Here is a 26,081-nt window from a genome sequence, read left to right as displayed (position 1 = left end):
TCCTGCATATTTGCGGCTGGCGTTACGGTCCACCGCCAAATCACCACGGATTTCCATGTCACGACTCAAACCCAAGCATATCCAGCCGATCATCATGTCCGGCATCATGGCCGGACTGATGACCGGATTTGTCACCTGGCTCAATCTCGGCCTGCCCGGGAACTTCCTTGCGCTATGGACACATGCCTTCATCGTCGCCTGGCCGATTGCCGCCTGTACGGCTTTTCTCGCCATTCCGGTGTCGGTGAAGCTGACCGGCAGGATTCTCGCGTGGCTGGGCGCCGACCACCGCCAGGCTTAATCCCTATCCTCAGGAGGCAAGCAATGACCACCCACACCCCGACCAGCATCAGCCTTGCCGCAGCGGCAAAGAGTCTGGAAAGCGGCCTGATTTCGGAGCATGATGCAGAAGTGATGCTGGCCCGCGCCATCGAGCACGGCGAGTTGCACGCCAACGTCAAACGCTGGGCTACCGAACAATGGGAAGGCCGACAGTTGCCGGGCAATATCAATCGCCTGGAAACCTTCATCGAGCGCACCGATCTGGCGGCCTGGGCAGCACTGACCGGCAGGTGATCCGCGGGATCAGCGCAGACCGACAATCAAGGAGACAAGCATGTCCGCAGATATCACCGAGTCACCCAAAGCCGCGTCAGCCGGCCCGTCCAAGCTGGTGACCATTCTCGCCGGCGGCGCCTTCGCACTGTCGCTGGCCAACACCGTTCTGCTGGTGCTGAATCCGACGGCGAGCAAGGTTGAACAATTCAACGAAAGCCTGAAGAGCGACCTGGCCGACAGCATCGCTTCAGTACACAAAAAAATCGACGGACTGAAGAGCGCCGAGGTCGAGTGGCAGAACGTTCTCAAGAAATCGAGTGAAAAGCCCGACGCGGTCTACAAGATCGTCAAGTCGCCCGACGGCTTCCTGACCCTGACCGAGATCACGCCAGCGGCCGGCGAGGCATCCGAGCCTCCGGTCAAATAGCCGACAAGCTCTCCAGGACAATTTCGCGGGCTGTGCGCTGTGCGCGCCAGCGCACGGAAACAGGGGACGGCACTCGCTAAGCTGATGTTTCTCAGGCCCATCTCCTGAGTGCATCAGAATCCCCCTGTTAGCCCGGCACCCAAAATGCCGGGCTTTTTTTGCTCGCTGGTGCGCGCTATTTTGGCGACCAGTAGCGAACGCTCGGTCGCGCCACGCGCGAGTCGCGCCATGCGGTCAACAACTGGAGCAGGCCGATTCGGTCAAGAATCCCACGACTGGCGGCCATCAGGAGATCCGTCAGCTGCTGCTCATAGCTGATGTACTCTTCCTGGTGCTCGGCGAGCAACAGCGGATTGGTTTGCCGCAGGCGCTCCTCCTCCGCAGAGAAGTAGGCGCGGGCATAAATCGCCAGGTCGTTGAGCAGAATGTGAAATTTCTCGCTGGATGACGCCGTATCATCTTCGGGAAGCTCAGCGGCCCGCTCACAGAGGGCGAGCAGCTTCTTGTGCTGGACATCGAGGTCGGCATGGTCGCTGTTGAACGAAAGCCCGGAAAATTCGCCCTTCACGCCAGCACCTCAAGTTTCTGGCCGGTACAACAATGACAGACCGGTGCAAGGCAACGATGGAGCTCAAGGGAAGGGCTGTTCAGGCACATTGTGCGCGCTCGATAAGGAAGGGTTGAAGTCACGATTGGCTAACCGCCCATGCTCGGCAGATAGCGGGCCATCAATTCACGCCGGTTGAGCACCCCGAGTTTGGAAAATATCCGGGAAATATGCGTGCGCACCGTCCAGAAAGAAATATCGAGATCACTGGCGATCTGCTTGTCGTTCACGCCACGGATCAGGGCCTCGCAAATCTCGCTTTCGCGCGACGAAAGACCGTGTTGCTGCCAGAACGCCATGTCGGGGATGGCCGCGCGCAACACCTCCGGCTCGCTGCCGGGGCGTCCCTGGGTAATCCTTTGCAGGCGCCAGACCAGTTCTTCCTCGGCAAACGGTTTGGCGAGAAAGTCGTCGGCACCGATGCGCAAGGCCTCGACGCGTCGAGCCACATCATCAAAGCCGGAAATCACCAGGATGGGCACCAGCGATCGCGGCGGCGGCAATTGCCGAATGTGGCGGACCAGCGACAAACCGCTGCCCATGCCTTTGAGCAGGATATCGATGATCGCCAGCTGGTATTCGCCGCGTTGCAAGCGGGCGACGCCCTCCTCCATCGAAATGCAGCGATCGACGGTCAGCCCCTGCAGGGCGCACACCTCTTCCAGATGTTCCGCCTGGCAGTTTTCGTCCTCAACCAGCAGGACCCGCCCCGGCTGCAAGGACTTGTAACGGGAATTGGCCGCCTCGAGAATGAAATGCCGGATCAGGTCATCGTCGTCGCGCAGCACAACCTCGGTTGCACCGGCCTGGAAGGCCTCGTGCGCCAGCTCAAGGTCGCGATCCTGCATCACGTAGGCAATCGGCATCGTGGCCCGCTTGGGCTGGTGCCGCGCCTGTTCAATCAGGCGCATGCCATCCTCGCCCCCCCCCAGATCATTCGCGACAATCATCAAAATGAAAGGGAGTGGACTATCCAGGTGCGACCGGGCTTCCTCGGCGTCATGACAGAGAACCGCCTGCAAACCGGATTCACTGGCCAAACTGCACAGCAAGCCGCAAAAACTGCGGGAAGGATCAATACAGAGTATGGAGTTCACGAGAGACTCGGCATCGACGCAGCAACCGGCACCGCATTAAAAAACGGCAAATCCGGAACCAGGGCGATCAGCATGATGAAATATTTTTTCTAGTTTTTTATAGGCTGTCAAAATCATAACAGCCGTCATATGCCGCGCTATCGCTAATCTTAGTGAGACGGGCAGAAACAAATGCCGGACAAGGATTTCGCGAAAATCGACGATGCGATTTTGCGGCCGGCAAGGAAGCCCGCTCCGAGCATTCCAGGCACGACGAACAGACAAATCGCACAGACGGGAAAGACGGGGCCGGCCCGATTTGCCACGGACAACAGCCGAAGGATTCCGGAGTGACCGAATAAAGCGGACGCGTACAATGCCGGCCATGACGAGCAAAAAAACTGGCCAGCCCAACAGCGGATCAGCCATGCCGGCAACCGGATGGACTGAACACACGAGTACCGGCAAGGAGCAATGGCCAGAATGAACGAGAAAATTACCGGCGTTGTCCTCGCCGGCGGCCTCGGCCGGCGCATGGGCGGTATCGACAAGGGCTTGCAGGAACTGCGCGGCCAGCCGCTGGCGCACTGGGTCATCACCCGCCTGGCGCCGCAGGTGGATGAACTCCTGATCAATGCCAACCAGAATGGCGAGCGCTACGCCAGCTTCGGTTACCCCGTCGTTGCCGACCGGATTCCCGATTTCGCCGGCCCCCTCGCCGGATTGCATGCCGCCCTGTCGGCGGCCACGCACCCGCTGGTGGCCACGGCTCCGTGCGACTCGCCGTTTCTGCCGAGCGACCTGGTTTTCCGCCTGCAGCAAGCGTTGACCGCCAGCCGGGCCGAACTGGCAGTTGCCCGCACCTTCGACCAGCCGCATCCGGTGTTCTGCCTTTGCCGGCGCGAACTGCTGCCGCACCTGACCGCTTATCTCGCCAGCGGCCAGCGCAAGTTCGAGCGCTGGTATTCGACCCTGAACAGCGTCGAGGTGCCTTTCGACGATGTCGCGGGAGCCTTCGAAAACATCAATACGCGTGAAGAGCTGTCCCGCTTCGAGAACACCTGAAGACGGCTGCGTTATCGGCGAAGCGCTTTTGTTGCAAATCCGACGCAACATCTTTCCGCCAAGCATCTGATTTGCAAGCGATTGATCTTTGGCGCGTGTCTTGCATGCGGATCGCCTCATCTTGCAACTGCGCAACACGGATCCCGAGCATGAGAAAACCGACCCTTTATCAAAGCCTGAAAGCCAAACGCCGCAGCCAGTCGCTGGTCATCGGCGTTACCTGGTACACCGAGGAAACCTGGGCCCGGGTCAAGGCCACGGCGACCGACCCCGACTGCTTCGAGGATTCCTTTGCCAAATGGAAAGCCATGGCTGTCGCCGCCCGCCGGAACTTCCAGCGCTCCGGCGTTCTCGCCCTGGAATGCCAGATTGTTCCGGAAGAATTCAGCGCCTGGTGCCTTGCCAACAATCAGGAAAACAACTCGACCTCGCGCGCCGAGTTCGTCTCGGAAAAACTGAGCGCCGCCCACGCGCCCCGGGCTTGAGCCGCCCGGCGAACAAACAGATACTTCCTGTCGCAAACCGTTACTTGAGTTGCCATCCGTCTGGCCGTATCTTGCATCCATGCGCTGAACCCCAACAGCCTAGGTGGCCACCTCCCCCTGAGGCCACCGCCCGAAAGCCCCGCCCCCCCCTGCGGGGCTTTCGCCTTTTCAGCGCACGGCAAAAACCCGACCTCCAGGCGGTCGACCGCTGGCCGGCAAGGAAAATGCCCGACCAGGGAAATTTACATTTCCCGGTTAAAAACATCGCCGATATTGATCATAATCACGGGATGGAAAACTTATCTGCCCCCCTGCTGCTGATCGTTGATGACAGCCGCATGTCGCGCATGCTGATCCGCGCCATCGTTGCCGACAGCCGCCCCAACTGGCGTATCGCCGAAGCGATCAGCGGCGACGAGGCACTCCTCGCCATCGAGAAGGAATGCCCTGACTTCGTCAGCATGGATGTCAACATGCCCGGCATCAGCGGCCTGGAGGCTGCCGGCCGCATCCGCATGCGGCATCCGGAAACCCGCATCGCGTTGTGCACGGCCAACATCCAGGAAAGCACGCGAGAAGCGGCGGCCCGCGCTGGCATCCATTTCGTCGCCAAACCGATTACTGCGCAGTCGGTGGCCGATGCCATCGCCTTTTTCGAGGCTTGACGTGGTCAGCCTGAACGAACTGCAACTCGACGCGCTGGGTGAAATCTTCAACATTGGTGTCGGACGCGCCGCTTCCAGCCTCAGCCTGATCGTCAATGATGAAGTGCTGCTCACCGCACCTTCAGTCTCGCTGGTGCATCGTGACCAGGCCACCCGGATTCTGCTTAGCGCCGAACTCGACCAGTTCAGCACGGTCAGCCAGACCTTTTCCGGCCCTTTCGACGCACAGGCGATGCTCGTCTTCCCGGAAAGCAATGCCCTGGAAATCGTTCGCCTGATGGTCGGCCCGCACATGAGCATCGAAGAACTCTCGGAGTTCGAGCAGGAAGCGATGTGCGAAATCGGCAACATCATCCTCAATGCCTGCATGAGTTCGCTGGCAGACATTTTCCACATCAGTTTCGACAGCACGCTACCACTGCATCGCTTCGGCAATACCGAAAACCTGCCCATCCTCGAGGGGGGCGACGAACAGATGGTGCTGTTGCTGCAGGTCGACATGGTGATCAGCCAGCAGCGCATCCAGGGGCATATCCTGTTTTTGCTCAGCGTCGCCTCGATGAGCAGCCTGCTCGCCTGTCTTGACCGCTATCTGAACGAACAGGGGCTGGCCTGATGTCAGAGCAGTTGGGCATTGGCAGCCTTTGCACCGTACTCGACACCCTGGAAGTCGGCGTTGTCATTCTCGACGCCCATGCCTGCGTGCTGCACAGCAACCGCTGGCTGGCCCGGCGCAGCGGCCTGGCGGCGGAAGCCCTGCTCGGCCGGCCATTTGTCGAGACCTTCCCGGCCGCACGCGGCAGCCGTCTCGAACAGGCAATCGAACACGCCATCCGTGACCGCCTTCCCTCGCTCCTCTCGCCCGCCCTGCACGGCACCTTGCTGCCCCTCTACCAGACCCCGCAAGACCGTGACCGGGAACGGCGCATGCAGCAGATGATCCACGTCATGCCCCTGCGCGATGCCGACCCGAAGGCGGCCTGCCTGATCCAGATCAGCGACATGACTGCCAACATCTCGCGTGAACGGCTGTTGCGGCAACAAAGCGAAACCCTGCGCCGGGCGACCACCCAGGACGCATTGACTGGCGTCGCTAACCGGCGCCAGTTCGACGAAACACTGGCCGCCGAGTTTCTCAAGGCGCAGCGCAGCAAGCAGTCGCTCGGCCTGATGATCATCGACATCGACCACTTCAGCGCCTACAACGGCCACTACAGCCGCGACCAGGGGGATGCGCGCCTGAGCGAGCTGGCCAGGCTGCTCAAGGAGACAGTCCGCCCGGGCATTGATCTGCTCTCGCGTTATGGCGGCGATGAGTTTGCATTCATCCTGCCGGAACTCAGCGAAAGCGACATCGTCCATCTGGCCGAAACACTGCGTCTGCGCGTCGCTACCCTGGCCATCGCCCATGTGGCATCGAGCGTTGCCGCCCACCTGACCGTCAGCATTGGCTGCGCCGTGATGCTGCCGGATGGGGAAACCGACATCCATACCCTGCTTTCGTCGGCCGATGTCGCCCTTTATCAGGCAAAGCATGACGGACGCAACCGCGCCATCTACTTTTCGCCTGACGACGGCAGTTTCAAACGCTGCGATTAAACCAGGACGGCAAGGCATATTTTTGCCCACCAAACATAGGCTCGGGCAACATATCTATAGCTAAAGTAATAGCAAAACCAATTACACTATTCCTTTAGCAAAACCTTGCCCTGAAGCAGATTAGCGACCTTGCCGCTGCCTTACCTGCGCAACAAAGCAAAAGAAAAGATGAAAAACAACCAACCGGTCACCCAGCGTGAAATTGCCTTCCCCCCGAACTCCTATCTCGTCTCACGTACCGATCTCAAGGGCTGCATCAGTTATGCCAACGATGCCTTCGTCGCAATCAGCGGCTTTACGCGCGAAGAACTGATCGGCCAGAACCATAACCTGGTTCGTCACCCGGACATGCCGGAAGCGGCTTTCCGCGACCTGTGGACGACCGTAAAATCAGGACTGCCCTGGCGCGGCCTGGTCAAGAACCGCTGCAAGAACGGCGACTATTACTGGGTGGAAGCCTTTGTCGTGCCGCTCAAAAAGGATGGCCAGGTCACCGGCTACATGTCGGTCCGCACCCCGGCCCGCCGCGACAAGCGGGCCGCTGCCGAAGCTGCCTACGCCGCCGCGGGCCAGAAGGGAAGCCTGCCGACCACAGGCAAACCGGGCATTTCTCTACGCGCCCGCCTGTGGGCAGCGATCGGCATCATCCTGACCCTGATGAGCGTGATCGGTTTCCTGGGGATCAAGGGCGTTGCCGAAACCAATGGCCAGCTCGACCGCATGTACCGCGAGAAACTGCTCCCGTCGAACACAATCAATCAGATGCTGGCCCTGCTTTCCGACAACCGCTCGCAAGTCATGCTCGGCCTGCAGCACGATCCGCTCAACCCGAACTCGAAATTGCATGACCACCCGCTCGACAGGCATATCGAAGCAACCCTGAAAAACCGCGAGGCGATCAACACCCTGCTCGACAACTTGAAAAAGCTGCCCTTGTCGGAGAGCGAAAAAGTGCTGCTCGCCAAGTTCAGCGAAGCCCGCGAACGCTTCTCCAAGGAGGGCATCAATATCGCCCGCGGCCTGCTGGCCGAGGGCAAGTACACGCAAGCCAACGAGTTGCTTCTGCTCAAGATCAACCCGCTGTACAGCGAAATGCAAAAGGCCGGAGAGACACTTATCAACGAGCTGGCCCACTCTGCCGAAGCGAATTTCGCCGAGGCTGAAGCACGCTACCAAAGCGTCCGCAATGTCACCATCGGCAGCCTCGCCCTTGCCCTGCTCCTCGGGCTGATCGGCGGCGCCATGCTGGTGGCGGCCATCGTCCGGCCCATCAACAGGGCCGTCAGCTATTTCGGACGCATCGCCGAAGGCAAGCTGACCGACGACATCGAGATCGACGGTCGCGATGAAACCGGGCTGCTGATGTGCAACCTGGCGAGCATGCAAGGCTCGTTGAAAGCCATGCTCGACGAAATCAGCACGGCCTCGCATGCCATCGACAGCCGCAGCAAGCAACTCGAAGCGCAGATGGCGATGGTCGCCGAACAGTCGCAGCAGCAGCAATCCAGTGTCGAAGGCGTCGCTGCCGCCACCGAGGAGTTCAGCCAGTCGGTGCAGGAAGTCGCGAGCAACGCCCAGGAAGCGGCTTCCGCCGCACGCGAATCCCAGGATCAGGTGAGCGCCAGCAACACCAGCATCAACCAGAGCATGGCGGCGACCAACCGGGTCGTCGATGCCGTGCATGCCTCGAACAAGACCATCGACCAGCTCAATCATTCGATCAAGAAAATCGGCGACATCACCCGCGTCATCGCCGAAATTGCCAGCCAGACCAACCTGCTCGCGCTCAATGCCGCGATCGAGGCAGCCCGCGCCGGCGAGCAGGGACGCGGCTTTGCCGTTGTCGCCGACGAAGTGCGCAAGCTCGCCGAACGCACCACCAGCTCGACGGCCGACATCAACATCACGGTCAACGAAATCCAGAGCGTCACTTCGCAAGCCGTGGCGAGCATGGAACTGGCCGCCGAAGAAGTCGAGACCGGTATCGGCATGCTGCGCCAGAGCGTTTCCGGCCTCGAAAGCATCACGCACTCGTCCAGCCACGTTTCGGAAATGGCCGGCCAGATCTCCGATGCGGCGCGTCAGCAAGGTGTCGCCAGCGAAGAAGTGGCGGGCAGCATGCAGCAGATCACCGACCTCATCGAGCAGAATACCCAGTCGGCGCAGGCGGCGAAAATCGCGGCCGACGAATTGCTGTGCACCGCGCACCAGCTCGACGTCCTGATCGCCGGCTTCGAGCTTTACCGCAACTGAGCCAAGCCACTTAGAATGACGGGAGGCCGCGGCCTCCCTTTTTTTCGCCCCCTCCCCGACAGAAACCGATGCTCAAGAAAATCTTCGTCAGCGCCCTGCTCGGCAGCCTCAGCCTGACCGCACTCGCCGACGGCCTGCCGCCCTCCGTGCTCAAGGCGCTCAAGACAGCGCAGATTCCCGCCGCCAGCGTCGCCGTCGTTGTCCAGCCAGTGGACAGCAACAGCGCGCTGGTCGCCCATAACAGCAGCCAGGCGATGAACCCGGCCTCGGTCATGAAGCTGGTCACCACCTACGCCGCGCTCGACCTGCTCGGCCCGGCTTACACCTGGAAGACGACGGCCTGGATCGATGTCTCACCGGTCGACGGCGTTTTGAACGGCAATTTGTACCTCAAGGGCAGCGGCGACCCGCGTTTCGCGATCGAACACCTGAGCGGTTTGCTGCGCCAGTTGCGCGTGCGCGGCATCCGCCACATTGCCGGCGACGTGGTGCTCGACCGGACGGTTTTCAATGTCCCGAGCATCGATCCCGGTGCCTTCGACGACAAGCCGATGCGGCCCTACAACGTCGGCCCGGACGGCCTGCTGATCAACTTCCGCGCCCTGCGCTTCACGCTACTGCCCGACAACGGTCGACCGCGCCTGCTGCTCGAAACCCCGGCCGCCGGCCTCCGCCTCGACAACCTGTTGAAGGCCGACGGCAATGCCTGCAGCAGCAACTGGAAGGACCTGATCAACGTCCGTCTGATCCCGGAAAACGATGGCAACCGCCTCGAGTTCACCGGCAGCTACAGCGCGCTGTGCGGCGAGAAGACACTCAACCTGTCGCCCCTGCCGGCCGATACCCAGGCCAGCGGCCTGATCCGCAGCCTGTGGCAGGAACTGGGCGGCACGCTGACCGGCCAGGTGCGCGGCGGCAACGTCGCCGTTGGCAGCCGCCTGCTCGCGACGCACGAGTCGGCGCCGCTCGCCGATGCCGTGCGCGACATCAACAAGTACAGCAACAATGTCATGGCGCGCCAGGTCTTCCTGACCCTCGGCAACGACGCCCCGAAGGATGCCACGGGACCGGCGACCGCAGAACGCGCCCGCCAGCGCATCACCGACTGGCTGAACGGGCGCAACCTGCGCTTTCCCGAACTGGCGCTGGAAAACGGCTCCGGCCTGTCACGCCTGGAGCGGATCAGTGCCGGCAGCCTGAATCGCCTATTGCAGGATGCCTGGAAGAATCCGGTGATGCCCGAGCTGATTTCCAGCCTGCCCATTGTCGGCATCGACGGCACCATGAAGAAGCGCCTCAACGGCTCGCAGGCGACCGGCCGCGCCCACATCAAGACCGGCACGCTGGACGGCGTCAAGACAGCCGCCGGCTATGCGCTGGATGGCGAAGGACGTCGCCACGCCGTGACCTTCCTGATCAATCATCCGCGCGCCCAGGCCGGTGCGGCCGCGATCGATGCCCTGCTCGTCTGGGTTGCCGAACGGCATGCCGGTGAGAAGAACATCGTGCTGGAGAAGGAATGAGCCAGACAGCACCGGTCGTTCGCCACACCCTGTTCGAGGATGCGCAGGCGCTGCTCGTCGCGCCGCTTTTCGTCGCCTTCGCGATCCTGCTCTTCCGCCAGGCCGGGCTGCTCACCGGCGGCACGGTCGGCATCGCCTTCCTGCTCCACTACGTCGGCGACTGGCCGATCGGGCCGCTGCTTTTCGCCATCAACCTGCCCTTCTACTACCTCGGCGTGCGCGCGCTGGGCTGGACCTTCACGCTGAAGACCTTCATCGCGGTCAGCCTGCTCGCCGTCTACACCGAAGTGCTACCCGGCCTGATCACGCTGGGCGAAGTGAACCGAGTGTTTGCTGCGGTGATGGCCGGCTTCATGGCCGGCGTCGGCCTGCTCATGCTGATCCGCCACAAGGCCAGCCTGGGCGGCATCGGCATCCTCGCCATCCACCTGCAGAACAGTCGCGGCTGGCGGGCCGGCAAGCTGCAGATGGCGGCCGACCTGGGCATACTCGCGGCGGCCTTTTTCGTGCGCGATCCGGCCAGCATCGCGCTCTCGATCCTCGGTGCCGTCGCCCTCAACCTGGTCATCGCGGTCAACCACAAGGCCGGCCGCTACATGGGAATTTAGGCGTTTTTCCGGCGTCGACCGGTAGACCTCAGTCGGCGAGGTATTTCTGCAGGAACAGCGCGTGCCCGGCCGCCGGGTCGAGCACGTAAGGCGCGAAACCGGCCTGTTCATAGCTGCGCATGGCGCGCGTGTTGTTCGACAGCACTTCCAGCGTCAGCTTGCAGCAACCCAGTTCGCGGGCGCGCGCTTCGGCCCAGGCAAGCAGCGCCTGACCGACGCCGCGGCCGCGCACGTCGCGGTGCACCACGACGTCGTGCACATTGAGCAGGGGCCGCGCCGCGAAGGTCGAGAAGCCGGCGAAACAGTCGATCAAGCCGACCGCCTTGCCGTCCAGCCAGGCCAGCGCCCCGTGGAAACCCGGCACCTCGCGCATGGTTGCCACCAGGTTGAGCTTGGCGTAGTCGGACAGGCCGTCGCCGCCGCCCATCGGGTCCTGCGCGTAGTGATCGAGCAGTTGCAGCCAGATTTCGGCCTGCGCCAGATCGGAGAGATCGAGGGGAAGCACCGTGAGACTCATAGCCCAAGCTCCTGCCACATCGCATCGACCTTTTTCTTGATGCCGTCGTCCATGACGATAGGCCGCCCCCATTCGCGCGTCGTCTCGCCCGGCCACTTGTTGGTCGCATCCAGGCCCATCTTGGAGCCGAGGCCGGCGACCGGCGACGCGAAATCGAGATAGTCGATCGGCGTGTTGTCGACCAGCGTCGTGTCGCGCGTCGCATCCATGCGCGTCGTCATCGCCCAGATCACTTCCTTCCAGTCGCGGATGTCGATGTCGTCATCCACCACGATGATGGTCTTGGTATACATGAACTGGCGCAGGAAGGACCAGATGCCGAACATGATGCGCTTGGCGTGGCCGGGATACTGTTTCTTGATGCTGACGATGGCCATGCGGTAGGAGCAGCCTTCCGGCGGCAGGTAGAAATCGACGATCTCCGGATACTGCTTCTGCAGCAGCGGCACGAACACCTCGTTCAGCGCGACGCCGAGAATGGCCGGCTCGTCGGGCGGCTTGCCGGTATAGGTGCTGTGGTAGATCGGCTTTTTGCGCATGGTGATGCGGTCGACCGTAAAGACCGGAAATTCGGCCTGCTCGTTGTAGTAGCCGGTGTGGTCGCCGTACGGCCCTTCAAGCGCCGTCTCGCCGGGATGGATCACGCCTTCCAGCACGATTTCGGCGGACGCCGGCACCTGCAGGGCGGAGCCGATGCACTTGATCAACTCGGTCTTGCCGCCGCGCAGCAGGCCGGCGAACTGGTATTCAGACAGCGAATCCGGCACCGGCGTCACGGCGCCGAGGATGGTCGCCGGATCGCAGCCGAGCACGACGGCGACCGGGAAAGGCTGGCCGGGATTGGCCAGCTGATGCTCGCGAAAATCGAGCGCGCCGCCGCGATGCGCCAGCCAGCGCATGATCACCTTGTTCGGGCCGAGCACCTGCTGGCGGTAGATGCCGAGATTCTGCCGGTTCTTGTGCGGCCCCTTGGTCACGACCAGGCCCCAGGTGATCAGCGGCGCGATGTCGCCCGGCCAGCAATGCTGGATCGGCAGGCGCGCCAGATCGACATCCTTGCCTTCCCAGACGATTTCCTGGCACGGCGCGCTCGACACCGTTTTCGGCGCCATGTTCAGCACCTGCTTGAGAATCGGCAGCTTGTCCCAGGCATCCTTGAGGCCTTTCGGCGGCTCCGGTTCCTTCAGGTAGGCGAGCAGCTTGCCGACCTCACGCAGCGCCTGCACCGACTCCTCGCCCATGCCGAGCGCGACGCGCTTGGGCGTGCCGAACAGGTTGGCGAGGACCGGGATGTCGTGCCGCGTCGTCCCGCTCACCGGCTGCTCGAAGAGAATGGCCGGCCCCTCGGCGCGCAGCACGCGGTCGCAGATTTCGGTCATTTCGAGGCGCGTATCGACGTCGACCGCCACGCGCTTCAGTTCGCCGGTCTTTTCCAGTTGCGACATGAAGTCGCGCAAGTCGTGATATTTCATCGGGTACGGTAGGCCGCGTGACAGGCAACGCAGGTTGCCGTGAGATTGGGTAACAGGGCGAGCGCCTTGTCGCGCTCGCCGGACTTGGCGGCAGCAGCGAACTCGCTGGCCGCCCGGTGCCCGTCCATGCCGATGCGGTGCATGGCCGGCGGCATGTTCGGGCCGGGCATGGCATCGAACGGCTTGCCGCGATGCTTGCCCATCGCCGACTGGCCCAGACGAAGCTCGGCCAGTTCGCCCGCCTCACGGACCTTGCCGGCCGCGAGCAGCGCAATCACTTCGTTGACGGCAAGCAGGTTGTCGAGCATTTCCTGACGCAGGGTTTCCTGGGCGGGGGCCGGCAAGACGGCCAGGGTTCGCGTGTCTTCGGCCAGGGCCAGCCCGGCGCCAGCGGTCAACGCGAGAAAAAGGGGGAAAACGCGGATCTTCATCCGAAACTCCTTCCCGAAACCAGAAAATCGACCACGATGCCGACGAAGATCGCCGCACCGACATAGTTGTTGTGCAGGAAGGCCTTGAAACAGGGCATGCGCTCACGACCGCGGATCCAGGTGTAATGCACGCCCATGATGCCGGCGGCAACGCCGAGGCTGGCGTAGAACGGCCAGCCCAGCGCATTGTTCCAGCCGACCCAGGCGATGATGGCGAGCGTCATCACGTAGCAGAACATCACCGCGGCGACATCGAAACGGCCGAAGGTGATGGCCGAGGTCTTGATGCCGATTTTCAGGTCGTCGTCACGGTCGACCATGGCGTATTCGGTATCGTAGGCCACCGCCCAGAAGACATTGGCGAGCAGCAGCCACCAGGCTTCGGCCGGCACCGTGTCGAGATGCGCCGCGTAGGCCATGGGGATGCCGAAGCCGAAAGCAATGCCGAGATAGGCCTGCGGAATGGCGAAGAAGCGCTTGGTGAAGGGATAGCTCGCGGCGAGAAACACCGCCGGCACCGACAGCCAGATGACCAGATTGTTGCCGAGCACGAGAACCAGCGTGAAGGAAAGCAGGCACAGAAAGGCGAAGAGCAGCAACGCCTCTTTCGTACTCACCCGGCCGGCGGTCAGCGGCCTCTCTTTGGTACGCTCGACATGCTTGTCGAAATCGCGGTCGGCGTAGTCGTTGATGACACAGCCAGCGGAGCGCATCAGCACGGTACCGAGCACGAAGACAACGCCTATGGTCCATTCCGGCCGGCCCTGTGCCGACAACCAGAGCGCCCACAGCGTCGGCCAGAGCAGCAGCAGGATGCCGATCGGCTTGTCGAGCCGCATCAACTTTTCGTAGAGATCGAGTTTTTCTTTAAGGGCGGGCCAGTTCATCCGGCGATTTTACCCCGTCTGGCGCGGTCGACCGTGCTCAGGCGGCTTCGCAGCGATTACGCCCGGCTTCCTTGGCCTTGTAGAGCAGCGTATCGGCCTGGCGGAAGAGGCTGCCAACCGCACCGCTCGCCGGATGGGCGCAGACGCAACCGAGCGACACCGTGACGACGCCCCAGTCGGCATTCTTCTCGTGCGTCAGCTGCAAGGCTGCCACCGCCTCGACAATCGCCAGCCCGACGCCGACATGTACGCCAGGCGCCGAATCCGGGATCACCACGCAAAACTCTTCGCCACCATAGCGCGCGACAAAGGCGCCCGGCGCCACCTTGTCATCGTTGGCCTGCTGCACCGTATGAGCCAGACAGTTGGCAACCGAGCGCAGGCAGTCATCACCGGCGAGATGACCATAGTGGTCGTTGTATTTCTTGAAGTTATCGACGTCGATCATCATCAGGCTGAACGCCTTGCCGCTGGCAAGCGCCATTTCCCAGAGCTGGTCGATCTGCATGTCCATTGCCCGCCGATTGAGCAGGCCGGTCAGGCCATCGCGATTGGCCTGGCTCTGCAAGCGGGAATTGGCCTGGGCCAGACGCGAACGCATCGCGGCAATGCGCGACATCGCCTTCATCTTGGCTTGCAGCACGTTTTCCGGCGCCATCTTGGAAATGAAATCGTCACCGCCGGCCTCGATGGCCGTCACCAGATTGGTCGGCGTATCGGTGGCCGTGACGAAAATGATCGGCGTCCACGCCCAGAGTTCGTTGCCTTCCAGCGCGCGAATCCGGGTCGTTGCCTCGAAGCCGTTCATGCCCGGCATTTCGATGTCCATCAGGATCAGATCGAACGGCGTCTGCTGGAAATGGGCAATCGCCGCCGGCCCGTCGATGGCATGCACCACCTCATGCCCGAAGGATTCGAGGCGCGCCGTCGTCACCATCGCCATGGCCCTTGAATCATCCACCAGCAGAATCTTCATTGCTTCGTCCGTCGCCTCAAAAAAGCCGCATTAATCTATGACCAATGGCGTAGTCCATGACGAAGCATACAGAGAGGCAGCGAAGATGGATATAGGGAGCATCCCGCTCGCCCCGGACCTCAGCGCCGACGCTCGGTCGCGGCGACGATTTCGGCCTGGATTTCTCGGGTTTTGGCCGCCCGCTCGCCGCGGTAGAACAGGTTGTAGGCCTCGAAGGGAATCAGCTTGCCATCGGGTTGGGCAAAGTGCACGCAGGATTTCTTCAGCGCCCGCAGATCGAGGTTGGCGGCGTCCATGAACTGCACGATCAGCACGCGAAAGACGTTTTCGTAACCAAGATCGGGCGCCGCAATGCTCGGCAGGCAGCAGAGCAGCGCCGACAGGCAGTTGGCTTGCGACACCGGCGAATGGTTGGTCGAGAAGAGCTTGAACACCGCTTCCTTCATTGCCGGATCGCGCTCGAAGACGATGGTGTTGCGCGGCCCGGCCAACAGCGCCTCGGGGCCGAGATGACGGGTCAGCGGCAACACCTCGCCGGCCAGCTTGACGGCGTAGCCCATGGCCAGCGTATCCGGGTTGCAGGGCACCGGCACGATGTCGTCGAGCGTGAAAATCCCCGACTGCTCGGCGACGCGGCGGCGCACTTCGCTGATCGTCAGGCGATGCCGGGCGGCATCGAAATCGAGATTGCGCCCGGCGTCCGACACCGGCTGCAAGGTCACGCCGCGCACGCAGCGGTATTTGAGGCCGTGCTGGATGACTTCGCCGATCTGCTGGTCGTTGACGCCGCGCTTGACGGTCATCACCAGCGTCGTCGAGATGCCGTGCGCTTCCAGGTTGGCGAGCGCCCGCTCATGCAGCGCCGCGAGGTCGGCGCCGCGCATCTGCTGCAGCACGTCGTCGTGCAACGAATCGAACTGCAGGTAGATTTCGATGCCCGGCTTGTAAGTCGCCAGTTGCGCGACGAATTCCGGCTCGCGCGCGATGCGCAGGCCGTTGGTATTGATCATCAGGTGGCGGATCGGACGCGCCTTGGCGGCATCGAGGATCGCGAAGAAATCCGGGTGCAGGGTCGGTTCACCGCCGGAGAGCTGGACCACGTCGGGCTCGGTCTCGTTGGCGACGATGGCGTCGAACATCGCCTCGACTTCGGCCAGCGTCCGGTGATTCTGCTTCTCCGGGCCGGATTCAGCGTAGCACACCGGGCAACGCAGGTTGCAGTGCTCGGTGATCTCGACCACCGACAGGCAGGAATGCTGCATGTGGTCCGGGCACAGGCCGCAATCGTAGGGGCAGCCATGCAGCATGCGCGTATTGAACTGGTCGGGCATTTCCGGCGCCTTGACGTAGACCTCGCGACCGAGGCGGTAATACTCGGCATCGTCGGCGATCAGCACGCGCTCGGTGCCGTGCGCCGGGCACCACTTGTCGAGGAAGACCGCGTTGTCCTTGATGACGATCTTGGCCTCGACCTGGCGCAGGCAGGTCGTGCATACCGAGGCCGTGGTGTCGTAGAAAAGCCAGGGGCGGTTCTTGCGGCTCATTGTTTTTCCTTCGCCGGCTGGCGGCTTTTCCATTCTTCGGCCTGACGTTTCGCGTCGGCCTGGGCCTCCGGCGTCAGTTGCTTCTGATAAAGGTTGATCTGGTAGGCGTTGCCGGCCGCGTAAGCCCATTTCAGCGCCGCCGGGTAATCCGGCGTGCCGTTGCGGCTGTCGCCATAGAGAGTTGCCAGAGCGCCGAGCGCCTGCCGGTTGCCGGCTTCGGCGGCGCGCAGATACCAGTAGGCGGCCCGCTCGCGATCGCTCGTCCGGTAATGGCTGGCGAGCGCCATTTGCGCGTCGGCATTGCCGGCTTCGGCACCATCCAGCCAGTGGCGCAGGCTTTCCGCCTCATTGCGGCCAACGCCGCCACTGCCATAACGGAAACTGTTCGCCAGGCGCAATTCGGCCTTGCGGTCGCCGGCCACGGTGGCCGGATAATCGACCGCCACCGCCTGATTGGCGGGCAACGGCGTCTGACGCACGCTGATGCAGCCGGCGAGCGGCAGGAACAGCAAAAGAAGCAGGGATTTCATCGCTGCCACCCCGCGGCTTCAGCCCGGGCGCGGGCAATTTCGGCCGGTTTGAGCATTTTCTCCTGGCGCGCGATGTCGACCGCTGAGCCGGCCAGTACATACCATTTCAAGGCGGCCAGCGGCCCCGACTCGCCGCCGCTGCCGCGTTCGGCCATCTGACCGAGACGCTGGCAGGCCAGCCGGCTGCGTGGTGCCGCCTGCACATACAGCGCCCGCGCCGCGGCCGGATCAGCCGGGAGAACACCGGGCCGACCCTTTTCCAGAAGATCGGCAAGCCACAGCTGATTGCCCGAATTCTTCGCAGCCGCCTGGTGGAACCAGCTCAGCGCCTGCGCCGGGTCTGCCGCCAGGCCTTCGTTGCCGTTCAGGTAAAGATCGCCGAGCGCAAACTGCGCATCGGCATTGCCGGTGGTAGCCGCCTTGCGCAACCACGCTACCGCCTTGGCCGGATCGCGCGGCAAGCCCGAAGTGCCGTAGCGATAGCTCAAGCCTAGCTGGTATTGCGCGACCGGATCGCCCTGCTCGGCCGCGGGCAGAAACTGCTTCGCCGCCCGTTCATCGGTCGGCGGCGCCAGTGTGATCGTCGCACAGCCAAGGCCGACAATGCCGGCCAGACCGACTGCCAGCACCAGACGGCGGGCTACCCGGCCGCGCCGACTGATGACTTCATCCTGATGCATGCAAACTCCGTTCATTCCTTGTCCTTCAGCTCAGGCTCGTTTTCGCCCGGCGGCCGGAACACGATCCTGATGATCCAGATGCCGAGTGCGGCAAAACCGATGCCGATCAGCGCCCACGGGCTGAAGCCCGCGCTGATTGCACACAGGCCGCCGCTGGTAATCAGCCAGGCACCGAGCAGCAGAATCAGCGCCTTCGCAAACAAATTCCCCATTGTCCTCTCCCTGTTCAAACCACGACCGGCGTCCCACCCCGGCATTGTCGCCACAACGCCGGCAAATAGGCGAGCAGCGCCAGCAGACAGACCCATTGAATCCCCGACCAACCGAGCGGATAGGCAAAAGGCACCGGTTTCAGGGCGTCGACCGCCAGGCGCCACAACAAATAGGCAACCAGCAGCAATTTGAAGAGCAGCCCCGGCCGATTCGCGAGCGGGGACTGCAAACGCTGCAAGACGAACCACAGGCCGCCGGCAAAAAGAATTTCGTACAACTGCGTCGGATGGCGCGGGATGCCGTCGCCGAAATCGATGGCCCAGGGCAGATCGCTCGGATTGCCGAAGGTGCCGTCGGCCAGGCCGGCCAGGAAGCAGCCGATGCGGCCGATGATCAGACCGAGCAGGATGGGAAACACGAAGGCGTCGCCGGTCGACCGCTGTACACCGGCCATTTTCTTGGCGATCTCGACCCCGATCAGGCCACCGAGCAGGCCGCCGACCATGGACTGGCCGCCCAGCCAGACAGTCGGCGTATTCCAGTATTGCGCCAGCAGGTGCGGCATCTCGATCCAGAACACCGCCTTGTTGCCCAACGCCGCGCCGAAGATGCAGCCGGCGGCAACCGCGAACTCCGGCCCGTGCAGCACGCTGGCGGAAGCATCGCGCCGGCGCAGGTAGCGATAGAAGGCGGTGCCGACGCCGAGCGCCAGCATCTCGAAAAAGCCGTGCACCGCCGCCGCGTATTCAACGGGAATCATGGCTGCGGCGGCTCCTCGGGTGCGGCCGGCTTGCCCTGCAGACTGCGGATCGCGAGATAGAAAAACAGCGCGCCAAGCACGACCGAGGCGACACCGATCACGGCGATGAAACCGTAGGACGAGGACTCGATGCCGATTGCGCTGCAAAACAGGCCGCCGGCGATCATCGTCAAACCAAGTGCGAGCACGAATACCTTCAACAGGATGGCTACGATCTGCATGTTCTCTCCTTGAAAATCGACCGTTCAGGCCGGTGTACCGCGCAGCGCGGCAACCTGCTGGCGCAACGCTTCCGGCGTCGCCTGGTCGGCCGGCACGGGCGCGCCGACGTTCAGCGAAATGCGCGCGAACAGGCCGCGCCGGAACGGCTTCTGCATCGCCTTGCCGTCAATGCGTGAGAAGAAACTGCCCCACAGGCCGGACAGCGCCATCGGCACGACCGGCACCGGGTTGGCGTCGAGAATGCGCGTGATGCCGGGCCGGAAGGCTTGCAACTCGCCGTCCGGGCTGAGACCGCCTTCCGGGAAGATGGCGACCAGCTCGCCGTTGGCCAGGGCGGTCGACACCTCGGCGAAGGCCTTTTCCATCAGCGCCGGGTCTTCCTTGGCCGGCGCGATGGGAATCGCGCCGCTGTGCCGGAAGACGTAATTGAGCAGCGGGATGCGGAAGATGCGGTGATCCATCACGAAGCGCACCGGGCGCGGCGCCGCCCCCATGACGACCAGCGAATCGACGAAACTGACATGATTGCAGACGAGCAGCGCCGCGCCCTCTTCCGGAATGTGCTGCGTGCCTGCGCTGCGCAGCCGGTAGGCGGCCTTGATCAGCAGCCAGGCGACGAAGCGGATCAGGAATTCCGGCACCAGGCCGTAGATGTAGAGCGCGACCAGCGCATTGAGCGCCGCCGCGCCGGCAAACAGCGCCGGAATCGACAGGCCGGCGCCGAGCAGCGCGCCGGCACCGAGCGCGCCGACCACCATGAACAAGGCGTTGAGGATGTTGTTGGCGGCGATGATGCGGGCGCGATGGCCGGCGGCGCTGCGCAACTGCACCAGCGCGTAGAGCGGCACGATGAAGAAGCCGCCGAAGACGCCGAGCATGACCAGGTCGAACAGCACGCGCCAGACGGCCGGCAGGCTGAGCAGCGCGAGCAGCTCGTGCGGCGTCGTACCGGTCAACCCGCTCGGCGAGGCAAAAAACAGGTCGAGGCCGAACAGGGTCAGGCCGATCGAGCCGAAGGGCACCAGGCCGATTTCGACATGCTTGCCGGACAGGCGTTCGCAGAGCATCGAGCCAATCCCGATGCCGACCGTGAAGGTCGCGAGCAGCAGCGTCACCGCCGATTCGCCGCCGCCCAGCACGTTCTTGGCGTAGGCCGGGAACTGCGCGAGAAACAGCGCGCCGTACAGCCAGAACCAGGAGATGCCGAGAATCGACAGGAAGACCGTACGGTTCTGGCGGGCAAAGGCGATGTTGCGCCAGGTTTCCGACAGCGGATTGAGGTTGACCGTCAGCCCCGGCTCGGGCGCCGGCGCGCTCGGAATGCCGCGACTGCTCAGGTAGCCGGCGGCAGCGACGACGAAGCCGCCGAGCGCGATCCAGGCCGGATGTTCGACCGAACCGGCGAGCAGGCCGCCGGCCAGCGTGCCGATCAGGATGGCGACGAAGGTGCCTGCCTCGATCAGCGCATTGCCGCCGACCAGTTCGTCGTTATGCAGGTGCTGCGGCAGGATCGCGTACTTGACCGGCCCGAACAGCGTCGAGTGGCAGCCGAGCAGGAACAGCGCCCCCATCAGCACCGGCAGGCTGTGCAGGAAGAAGCCGGCCGCCGCGACGCCCATGATCACCATCTCGAGCACCTTGACCAGGCGCGCCAGCAAGGCCTTGTCGTACTTGTCGGCCAACTGGCCGGCGGTCGCCGAAAAGAGGAAGAAAGGCAGAATGAAGATGCCGGCCGCCAGGTTTGCGAGCAACTCGACCTTGAGCGTCGTCCATTGCGCCGCCTGGAAGGTGAGCAGCACGACCAGCGCATTCTTGAACAGGTTGTCGTTGAAGGCCCCGAGAAACTGGGTGACGAAGAAGGGCGCGAAGCGCTTCTCCTTGAGAAGTCCGAATTGTCCGCTCATGCTTGGCTCGCAGCGAAAAGGCGGCGGGTCGCAAAGACCGCCGGAGAAAAGGAATGGCCTTGCCAGCGCAACAGGCGCTTGAGGGCAAAGTCGAAGAACAGCGGATTGTGCTGGCGCAGGATGTCGAGATCATGAACGGCTGCCTTGGGCAACAGCCCGGCGCGGGCCAGCGCCGCCGGCGAAGTCAGCGGCACGACACCGGGCAGCGGGTAGTCGGAACCGTGCAGCAGGCGGTCATGCAGGTCGCTGCGTTCGAGCAGGGTCCGGATGATCGCCGGCTGGCGGTTGCGCTGGCTGATCGCCGAGATGTCGCCATGCAGCAAATCCCTGGCGCGCGGCTCGGCCATCAGTTTGAGGAAGAGATCGAAACTGCGGCGAACCTTGCCGTCGTCGTCGACATCATCGCCGAGCGAGGCGCAGTGCGCGACCACCACCCTGACCCCGGCGTCGAGCGCCCGGCGCAAGCGCAGCGGATTGCCCAGGGCCTGCGTGTTGCTGCCCTCGACCGCCTTTTCCTCGCCGCAATGCACGATCAGCGGCGTACCGCGGCGGGCAAGCACGCGATAGAACGCATCGCAGCGCGCATCGGCCGGATCCATGCCCATCGCCGCCGGCAGCCATTTGACGGCGCGGGCGCCGCCGGAAATCGCCGTTTCCAGACGGTCGACCGCATCGGCGCGATACGGATGCAAGGAGGCGACCCATTCGAAACGCGCCGGGAAATCCCTGGCGAGTTGCGCCGCCCAGGCATTCGGTACGTAGAAAGCCGAATGCTCGGGATGCGCGTCGCCGCGTCCGTCGTGAAAACGCTCGAAGGCAAAGAGCATGACCTTGAAGCCGGCCGGCATCGCGTCGCACAGATTGAGCAGGCGGGCGACGTAGGCCTGATCGACCTTGCCCGGCGCATCGTGGGCGCAGCCGGCATTCATGTAGAACAGGCGCTGCGCGTAATGCAGCGGATGCAGCGGTGAAGCCAGTTGCGGCCCGATCTCGATGCCGCTGCCGCCATCGCCCAGCCCGGCCAGATGCACATGACAATCCCAGAGCTGCGCCGGATCGATGCCGTCCCAGACCTGGCTGAGCCAGGGGCTGTCGTTGAGTGCCGCCGGAATGGCGACGCGGCATTTGTTCACCAGCACCGGTTTCGCGCTGCTCCAGCCGGCCGCCGACAAGGCGGCCGCGCCGCCGAGCCAGCCGACGAAACGACGGCGGGAAGCATTTGCGAGCATCAGACGGCCTCCGCCATTTTCTTCAGGCTCACGTAATCCACCTTGCCGGTACCGAGCAGCGGCAGCGCATCGACGCGCACGATCTTGCGCGGCACGGCCAGCTCGGGCAAACCCAGTTCGCGGGCGCTCGCCGCCAGTTGTTCGCGGCCCAGCGCCGGGTCGGTGGTGAACAACACCAGCGCTTCGCCCTTGCCCGGATCGGGCTGGCTCGAGGCGCCATGCTGCGCGCCCGGCGAGGCGGCGACCGCCAGTTTCTCGACCACTTCCAGGCTGACCATCTCGCCGGCGATCTTGGCGAAGCGTTTGACGCGACCGACGATTTTCACGAAGCCTTCCTCGTCGATATCGACGATGTCGCCGGTCTCGTACCAGCCGTCGCCGAGGTCGGAGGTCGGCGGTTGCAGCACGCCGGGCTGATCACCCTTGAGGTAGCCGGCCATCACGTTCGGACCGCGCACATGCAGCATGCCGCCCTGTTCGATGCCGGGCACCGGCACCAGCTGGTGCTCGATACCGGGCAGCAGGTTGCCGACGGTGCCGGTTTTGTAGGCCATCGGCGTGTTGACCGCCAGGACCGGCGCGGTTTCGGTGGCGCCGTAGCCTTCAAAGATGCGCAGGCCGAATTTCTCGAACCACAGGTCGCGCACGGCCAGCGACAACTTCTCGGCGCCGGCGACGACATAGCGCAGGCGATAGAAATCGTAGGGATGCGCGAACTTGGCGTAATTGCCGAGGAAGGTCGAGGTACCGAACAGCACGGTGCAGCCGCGGTCGTAGGCGAGTTCGGGAATCACCCGGTAATGCAGCGGCGACGGGTAGAGGAAGAGACTGGCGCCGTTGAGCACCGGCAGCAGCGCGCCGGCGGTGAGGCCGAAGGAATGGAAGATGGGCAGCGCGTTGAGGAACTTGTCGTACACCGAGAAATCGATCACCGAACGGATCTGCGCGACATTGGCGAGGATCGCCCGATGCGGCAGCACGACGCCCTTGGGTTTGCCCTCGGAGCCCGACGTGAACAACACCACCGCGGCATCCTCGGGCGCCGCCGGCAATTCGTAGGCGCGCGGGAAGTGGACCGCCCACAGCACCAGCCACAGCTTGTCGGCGAGGCTGATCCTTTCGCGGATGTCCTCAAGGTAATGCAGTTGCACGCCCGTCAGCGCCGCCAGCTTGCCGGCCAGCTTGGCCTGCTCGACGAAGGCGCGTGAGGTAACGATGTTGCGGATCTCGGCGGCATCGCAGGCGGTCTGCATGGCATCGACGCCGGCCGTGTAATTGAGCATCGCGGGAATGCGCCGGCGCGCCGTCAGGCCGAAGATCAGGCCCAGCGTCGGCACGACATTGGGCAACAGCAGGCCGACCTTCTCGCCCGGCGTCGTAAAGCGCTCTACCTGGCGACCAAGGATCAGCGCCATCTTGAACAGGTCCTTGTACGAGTACTCGACCTGCTTGATGTCCTCGAGCAGGCGCCGGCCATGCCCGAAAATCGCGGCGGCATCGCAGAGCGCCGAGTACAGCGTCTGCGCCGGGCGCGAGATGAAGACCATCTCCTGCATCAGGCGGCGCATCGCCTCGCCCGCCTTGCGCCGGCGCAGCTTGGCGGTCGATGCCTTGGGCATGGGGAAAACGCGCTCGGGCAGCACGGTCAGGCGGATTTTCGGGAACAGCGCACGCGGATGCTTGCCGGACAGGCGCGAAAAATAGCTGCGCGCCGTGCCTTCAAGGCGCACCGGCACAACCGTGGCGCCAGTCTTGGCGGCAACGAAGGCGGGGCCGTCGTACACCTTCATCAGGCTGCCGGTCAGCGTGATGCGGCCTTCCGGGAAGATCACCACCGGGCGACCGGTTTCGATCAGGCGGATGACCTTCTTCATCGCCATCGGGCTGGCCGGATCGACCGTCAGGTAATCAACCTGCGACAACAGCAGACGGAAATACCAGCGATTGGCGATCGCGGTATTGATCACGAAAACCGGGTCGACCGGCAGGAACAGGCCGATCAGCAGGCCATCGAGAAAGGACTCGTGATTGGCGACGATGAGCAGGCGCTCATGCGCGAAATTCGCGCCCCGGACATCAATCTCGAGACGAAACAGCAGGCGGGCCAGGCCGCGCAACAGCGGCCGCAGAAGAGTGCGCATCAGGTGTTTTCCTTGAGGTAGTCGAGCACATTGCCCAGCGTGTTTTCGAGGGCATCGCGATTGATCCAGAACCAGACTTCCTTGCCGATCTTCTCGGAAGCCAGCACCCCGGATTCGTGCAGGATTTTCAGGTGGTGCGAGACGGTCGACCGCGCCAGCGTCGACACTTCGGCAATCTGCCCGACATTGAGCCGCTCGCCCGGCTCGAACAAGAGCAGCATGCGCTGCCGGTGCTCGTCGCCCAGCGCGACGAAAATGCGGGACATGTCTTGCCACTCGGGGGGGATGGCGCGCGTGTAGTCATTTCTCATGTCGATAATCTTAGTTATATCGACATGATGTGGTCAAGTATTTTTTGCTTGCGCCTCTCGTCCGCAGCTTAAGTTGAGACTTTCGCAGCTTAGGTCGAGATAGCAAACATCGGTGCCACAATGGTTTCCAAGGGTTCTCAACCGCTGAGAGCCGCAGAATCAAGTAAATCTGGGGACTTGAGTTTTGCGAACACGTTTGAGAAGGCCTACTTTTCCAACCGACTAGAGTCCAATCAAGAATGGCACTCTATTAGGCGGGATATCGGCCAAAGCGGTCATTCACATGTCCGCCCATTACAGTCTGTAATCTGTTGCATACCTGCCGCTCAGCCGATATCCGAACGTTCAAAATGTACTCAGAGCGTTCTGCCGAAAAACTGTGTCAGTTTTTCCAATGCCTGATTGACATACATCGGCACCCAATAGGTTTCGATGTGTGTTGCGCCCTCGATCTTGAACAGTTCCTTGTCATTTGCTCCTGTCGCCTTGGCAAACGCATCCTCTGTCATGTACAGGCTGTCAGCCTTGCTACCTGCAATCATCAGCAAAGGCTTGTCGATTAGTTCGATCTGGTTGGTGGCATCAAAACGCATCAAATCCAGCAAACTGCTCGTGGTGTATTTGAAGGTCGAGTTGGGGTGCGCATGCGTCTTCCAGTAGTACTCGTAACCCTGCCGATACAGATCAAACGGCAACTTGGCGATCTGCTCATCGGTCAGGTTGGCATCGCCGGAATAGAGCACCGTACCGCCCGCCGCTTCCTGTGCGCGAGCAGCCGAGGCCTGCTGCATACGTGTCTGAATCGTGTTCAGTGCTGAATCCACGTAGCCATTGCGACGAACGCGCCCGGAGTTGAACATGCTCACCGTCGCAATCGACTTGAAACGCTTGTCGGTTTGAGCGGCAGCGAGTGAATAGCCGCCGCCACCGCAAATACCGAGCAAGCCAAGGCGCGCAGTATCGACACCGGCGTACTGGCTGATGAAGTCGGCCATGCCGTGGATGTCTTCGATCCGGTAGGCGGGCTTGTCCACATTGCGAGGCATGCCGCCGCTGGCGCCTTGATAGGCCGCATCCGCCGTGACGGTGATATAGCCTTGCTCGGCCAGACGCTGGGCATACAAACCAGCAACTTGTTCCTTCACGCCACCATTCGGGTGGGCAACCACGACCGTCGGGTATTTCTTGTGGAGATCGTAGTTCGCTGGGGTGTAAACGTTGGCTGAGATATCAAGACCATTCAGCTTGTAATTCACGGGATGAATCTTGACTCTGCCTTTGACGTTTTCGGTGATCGCGCCATCGTAGGCCAGCGTGAATGGATTTTGTTTGTAGTCTGCGGCCATGGTGACTCCCGATAGGGCGCTGATGATTGCGCTAAGTGCTGCCCCTCGAATC

30 protein-coding genes are annotated in these 26,081 nt (G+C 62.8%); 12 read left to right on the top strand and 18 right to left on the bottom strand.

Features of this window, described 5'->3' with window-relative positions; translation table 11 throughout:
• Nucleotides 1–55 precede the first annotated feature (55 nt).
• The 3 genes from KI612_RS02025 to KI612_RS02015 are packed head-to-tail and all read left to right on the top strand — an operon-like array spanning nucleotide 56 to nucleotide 985.
• Nucleotides 56–301, top strand: coding sequence for a DUF2798 domain-containing protein (locus KI612_RS02025; protein WP_226442171.1), 246 nt, complete (start codon nucleotides 56–58; stop codon nucleotides 299–301).
• A 23-nt stretch (nucleotides 302–324) separates the two neighbouring features.
• On the top strand, nucleotides 325–576 hold the full coding sequence (locus tag KI612_RS02020; protein ID WP_226442170.1) for a hypothetical protein: 252 nt from the start codon (nucleotides 325–327) through the stop codon (nucleotides 574–576).
• 40 nt (nucleotides 577–616) lie between these two features.
• Nucleotides 617–985 (top strand): hypothetical protein, encoded by a 369-nt coding sequence (locus KI612_RS02015; RefSeq protein WP_226442169.1) that lies wholly within the window; start codon nucleotides 617–619, stop codon nucleotides 983–985.
• 175 nt (nucleotides 986–1,160) lie between these two features.
• Here KI612_RS02015 and KI612_RS02010 read toward each other — a convergent pair whose 3' ends face one another.
• The gene (locus KI612_RS02010; protein ID WP_226442168.1) at nucleotides 1,161–1,553 is read right to left on the bottom strand and encodes a hemerythrin domain-containing protein; all 393 of its coding nucleotides are present in this window, start codon (nucleotides 1,551–1,553) and stop codon (nucleotides 1,161–1,163) included.
• Between the two features lie 128 nt (nucleotides 1,554–1,681).
• A complete protein-coding gene (locus KI612_RS02005; protein WP_226442167.1) occupies nucleotides 1,682–2,503 on the bottom strand; it encodes a response regulator transcription factor in 822 nt (273 codons plus the stop codon).
• Here KI612_RS02005 and KI612_RS02000 point away from each other — a divergent pair.
• From KI612_RS02000 to KI612_RS01960, 9 genes are all read left to right on the top strand, one after another.
• Complete coding sequence (locus KI612_RS02000) at nucleotides 2,477–2,782, top strand: hypothetical protein (RefSeq protein WP_226442166.1); 306 nt, start codon at nucleotides 2,477–2,479, stop codon at nucleotides 2,780–2,782. The two genes, KI612_RS02005 and KI612_RS02000, sit on opposite strands and share 27 nt — an antisense overlap.
• Nucleotides 2,783–3,142: 360 nt before the next feature.
• Nucleotides 3,143–3,733 (top strand): molybdenum cofactor guanylyltransferase MobA, encoded by a 591-nt coding sequence (gene mobA / locus KI612_RS01995; protein WP_226442165.1) that lies wholly within the window; start codon nucleotides 3,143–3,145, stop codon nucleotides 3,731–3,733.
• A 149-nt stretch (nucleotides 3,734–3,882) separates the two neighbouring features.
• A complete protein-coding gene (locus tag KI612_RS01990; protein WP_226442164.1) occupies nucleotides 3,883–4,218 on the top strand; it encodes a hypothetical protein in 336 nt (111 codons plus the stop codon).
• A 290-nt stretch (nucleotides 4,219–4,508) separates the two neighbouring features.
• Nucleotides 4,509–4,883 (top strand): response regulator transcription factor, encoded by a 375-nt coding sequence (locus tag KI612_RS01985; protein WP_226442163.1) that lies wholly within the window; start codon nucleotides 4,509–4,511, stop codon nucleotides 4,881–4,883.
• Nucleotide 4,884: 1 nt separating this feature from the next.
• On the top strand, nucleotides 4,885–5,499 hold the full coding sequence (locus KI612_RS01980; protein ID WP_226442162.1) for a chemotaxis protein CheC: 615 nt from the start codon (nucleotides 4,885–4,887) through the stop codon (nucleotides 5,497–5,499).
• Nucleotides 5,499–6,482, top strand: a complete 984-nt coding sequence (locus KI612_RS01975) for a GGDEF domain-containing protein (protein ID WP_226442161.1) — start codon at nucleotides 5,499–5,501, stop codon at nucleotides 6,480–6,482. The genes KI612_RS01980 and KI612_RS01975 overlap by 1 nt, the downstream gene beginning before the upstream one ends.
• Before the next feature lie 168 nt (nucleotides 6,483–6,650).
• Nucleotides 6,651–8,735: a methyl-accepting chemotaxis protein gene (locus KI612_RS01970; protein ID WP_226442160.1), complete on the top strand. Its 2,085-nt coding sequence runs from the start codon at nucleotides 6,651–6,653 to the stop codon at nucleotides 8,733–8,735.
• 68 nt (nucleotides 8,736–8,803) lie between these two features.
• Complete coding sequence (dacB, locus tag KI612_RS01965) at nucleotides 8,804–10,258, top strand: D-alanyl-D-alanine carboxypeptidase/D-alanyl-D-alanine endopeptidase (protein ID WP_226442159.1); 1,455 nt, start codon at nucleotides 8,804–8,806, stop codon at nucleotides 10,256–10,258.
• Nucleotides 10,255–10,866 carry a YitT family protein gene (locus KI612_RS01960; RefSeq protein WP_226442158.1) on the top strand — a complete coding sequence of 204 codons (612 nt, stop codon included), beginning with the start codon at nucleotides 10,255–10,257 and terminating at the stop codon, nucleotides 10,864–10,866. Before dacB ends, KI612_RS01960 begins: the two co-directional genes overlap by 4 nt.
• A gap of 28 nt (nucleotides 10,867–10,894) precedes the next feature.
• Here the strand turns inward: KI612_RS01960 and KI612_RS01955 are convergent, their stop codons facing one another.
• From KI612_RS01955 to KI612_RS01880, 16 genes are all read right to left on the bottom strand, one after another.
• Entirely contained in the window at nucleotides 10,895–11,383 is a 489-nt protein-coding gene (locus KI612_RS01955) for a GNAT family N-acetyltransferase (protein WP_226442157.1), read from the bottom strand.
• Complete coding sequence (ubiD, locus tag KI612_RS01950; RefSeq protein ID WP_226442156.1) at nucleotides 11,380–12,855, bottom strand: 4-hydroxy-3-polyprenylbenzoate decarboxylase; 1,476 nt, start codon at nucleotides 12,853–12,855, stop codon at nucleotides 11,380–11,382. Before ubiD ends, KI612_RS01955 begins: the two co-directional genes overlap by 4 nt.
• A complete protein-coding gene (locus KI612_RS01945; protein WP_226442155.1) occupies nucleotides 12,852–13,286 on the bottom strand; it encodes an SAM-dependent methyltransferase in 435 nt (144 codons plus the stop codon). Before KI612_RS01945 ends, ubiD begins: the two co-directional genes overlap by 4 nt.
• A complete protein-coding gene (gene ubiA, locus KI612_RS01940; RefSeq protein ID WP_226442154.1) occupies nucleotides 13,283–14,173 on the bottom strand; it encodes a 4-hydroxybenzoate octaprenyltransferase in 891 nt (296 codons plus the stop codon). Before ubiA ends, KI612_RS01945 begins: the two co-directional genes overlap by 4 nt.
• A 37-nt stretch (nucleotides 14,174–14,210) precedes the next feature.
• Nucleotides 14,211–15,149, bottom strand: coding sequence for a diguanylate cyclase (locus tag KI612_RS01935; protein ID WP_226442153.1), 939 nt, complete (start codon nucleotides 15,147–15,149; stop codon nucleotides 14,211–14,213).
• Nucleotides 15,150–15,268: 119 nt separating this feature from the next.
• A complete protein-coding gene (locus tag KI612_RS01930) occupies nucleotides 15,269–16,693 on the bottom strand; it encodes a radical SAM protein (RefSeq protein ID WP_226442152.1) in 1,425 nt (474 codons plus the stop codon).
• The gene (locus KI612_RS01925; RefSeq protein ID WP_226442151.1) at nucleotides 16,690–17,223 is read right to left on the bottom strand and encodes a tetratricopeptide repeat protein; all 534 of its coding nucleotides are present in this window, start codon (nucleotides 17,221–17,223) and stop codon (nucleotides 16,690–16,692) included. The genes KI612_RS01930 and KI612_RS01925 overlap by 4 nt, the downstream gene beginning before the upstream one ends.
• On the bottom strand, nucleotides 17,220–17,903 hold the full coding sequence (locus tag KI612_RS01920) for a tetratricopeptide repeat protein (protein ID WP_226442150.1): 684 nt from the start codon (nucleotides 17,901–17,903) through the stop codon (nucleotides 17,220–17,222). The genes KI612_RS01925 and KI612_RS01920 overlap by 4 nt, the downstream gene beginning before the upstream one ends.
• An 11-nt stretch (nucleotides 17,904–17,914) precedes the next feature.
• On the bottom strand, nucleotides 17,915–18,115 hold the full coding sequence (locus KI612_RS01915) for a hypothetical protein (protein ID WP_226442149.1): 201 nt from the start codon (nucleotides 18,113–18,115) through the stop codon (nucleotides 17,915–17,917).
• Nucleotides 18,116–18,129: 14 nt separating this feature from the next.
• Nucleotides 18,130–18,876 (bottom strand): prolipoprotein diacylglyceryl transferase, encoded by a 747-nt coding sequence (locus KI612_RS01910; protein ID WP_226442148.1) that lies wholly within the window; start codon nucleotides 18,874–18,876, stop codon nucleotides 18,130–18,132.
• Nucleotides 18,873–19,097 carry a hypothetical protein gene (locus KI612_RS01905; RefSeq protein WP_226442147.1) on the bottom strand — a complete coding sequence of 75 codons (225 nt, stop codon included), beginning with the start codon at nucleotides 19,095–19,097 and terminating at the stop codon, nucleotides 18,873–18,875. The genes KI612_RS01910 and KI612_RS01905 overlap by 4 nt, the downstream gene beginning before the upstream one ends.
• A 24-nt stretch (nucleotides 19,098–19,121) precedes the next feature.
• On the bottom strand, nucleotides 19,122–21,002 hold the full coding sequence (locus tag KI612_RS01900) for an MFS transporter (protein WP_226442146.1): 1,881 nt from the start codon (nucleotides 21,000–21,002) through the stop codon (nucleotides 19,122–19,124).
• A complete protein-coding gene (locus KI612_RS01895) occupies nucleotides 20,999–22,231 on the bottom strand; it encodes an amidohydrolase family protein (RefSeq protein ID WP_226442145.1) in 1,233 nt (410 codons plus the stop codon). Before KI612_RS01895 ends, KI612_RS01900 begins: the two co-directional genes overlap by 4 nt.
• The gene (gene aas, locus KI612_RS01890) at nucleotides 22,231–24,372 is read right to left on the bottom strand and encodes a bifunctional acyl-ACP--phospholipid O-acyltransferase/long-chain-fatty-acid--ACP ligase (protein WP_226442144.1); all 2,142 of its coding nucleotides are present in this window, start codon (nucleotides 24,370–24,372) and stop codon (nucleotides 22,231–22,233) included. The genes KI612_RS01895 and aas overlap by 1 nt, the downstream gene beginning before the upstream one ends.
• A complete protein-coding gene (locus KI612_RS01885) occupies nucleotides 24,372–24,683 on the bottom strand; it encodes an ArsR/SmtB family transcription factor (RefSeq protein WP_226442143.1) in 312 nt (103 codons plus the stop codon). The genes aas and KI612_RS01885 overlap by 1 nt, the downstream gene beginning before the upstream one ends.
• A 356-nt stretch (nucleotides 24,684–25,039) precedes the next feature.
• Nucleotides 25,040–26,029 carry an alpha/beta hydrolase gene (locus tag KI612_RS01880; protein WP_226442142.1) on the bottom strand — a complete coding sequence of 330 codons (990 nt, stop codon included), beginning with the start codon at nucleotides 26,027–26,029 and terminating at the stop codon, nucleotides 25,040–25,042.
• Nucleotides 26,030–26,081: the final 52 nt, after the last annotated feature.

Origin of the sequence: Quatrionicoccus australiensis (genome assembly GCF_020510525.1) — a bacterium.
Lineage (GTDB): Bacteria > Pseudomonadota > Gammaproteobacteria > Burkholderiales > Rhodocyclaceae > Azonexus > Azonexus australiensis_B.
The sequence above is the reverse complement of the archived record's forward strand: the minus strand, read 5'-3'. Positions and strand labels throughout refer to the sequence as shown.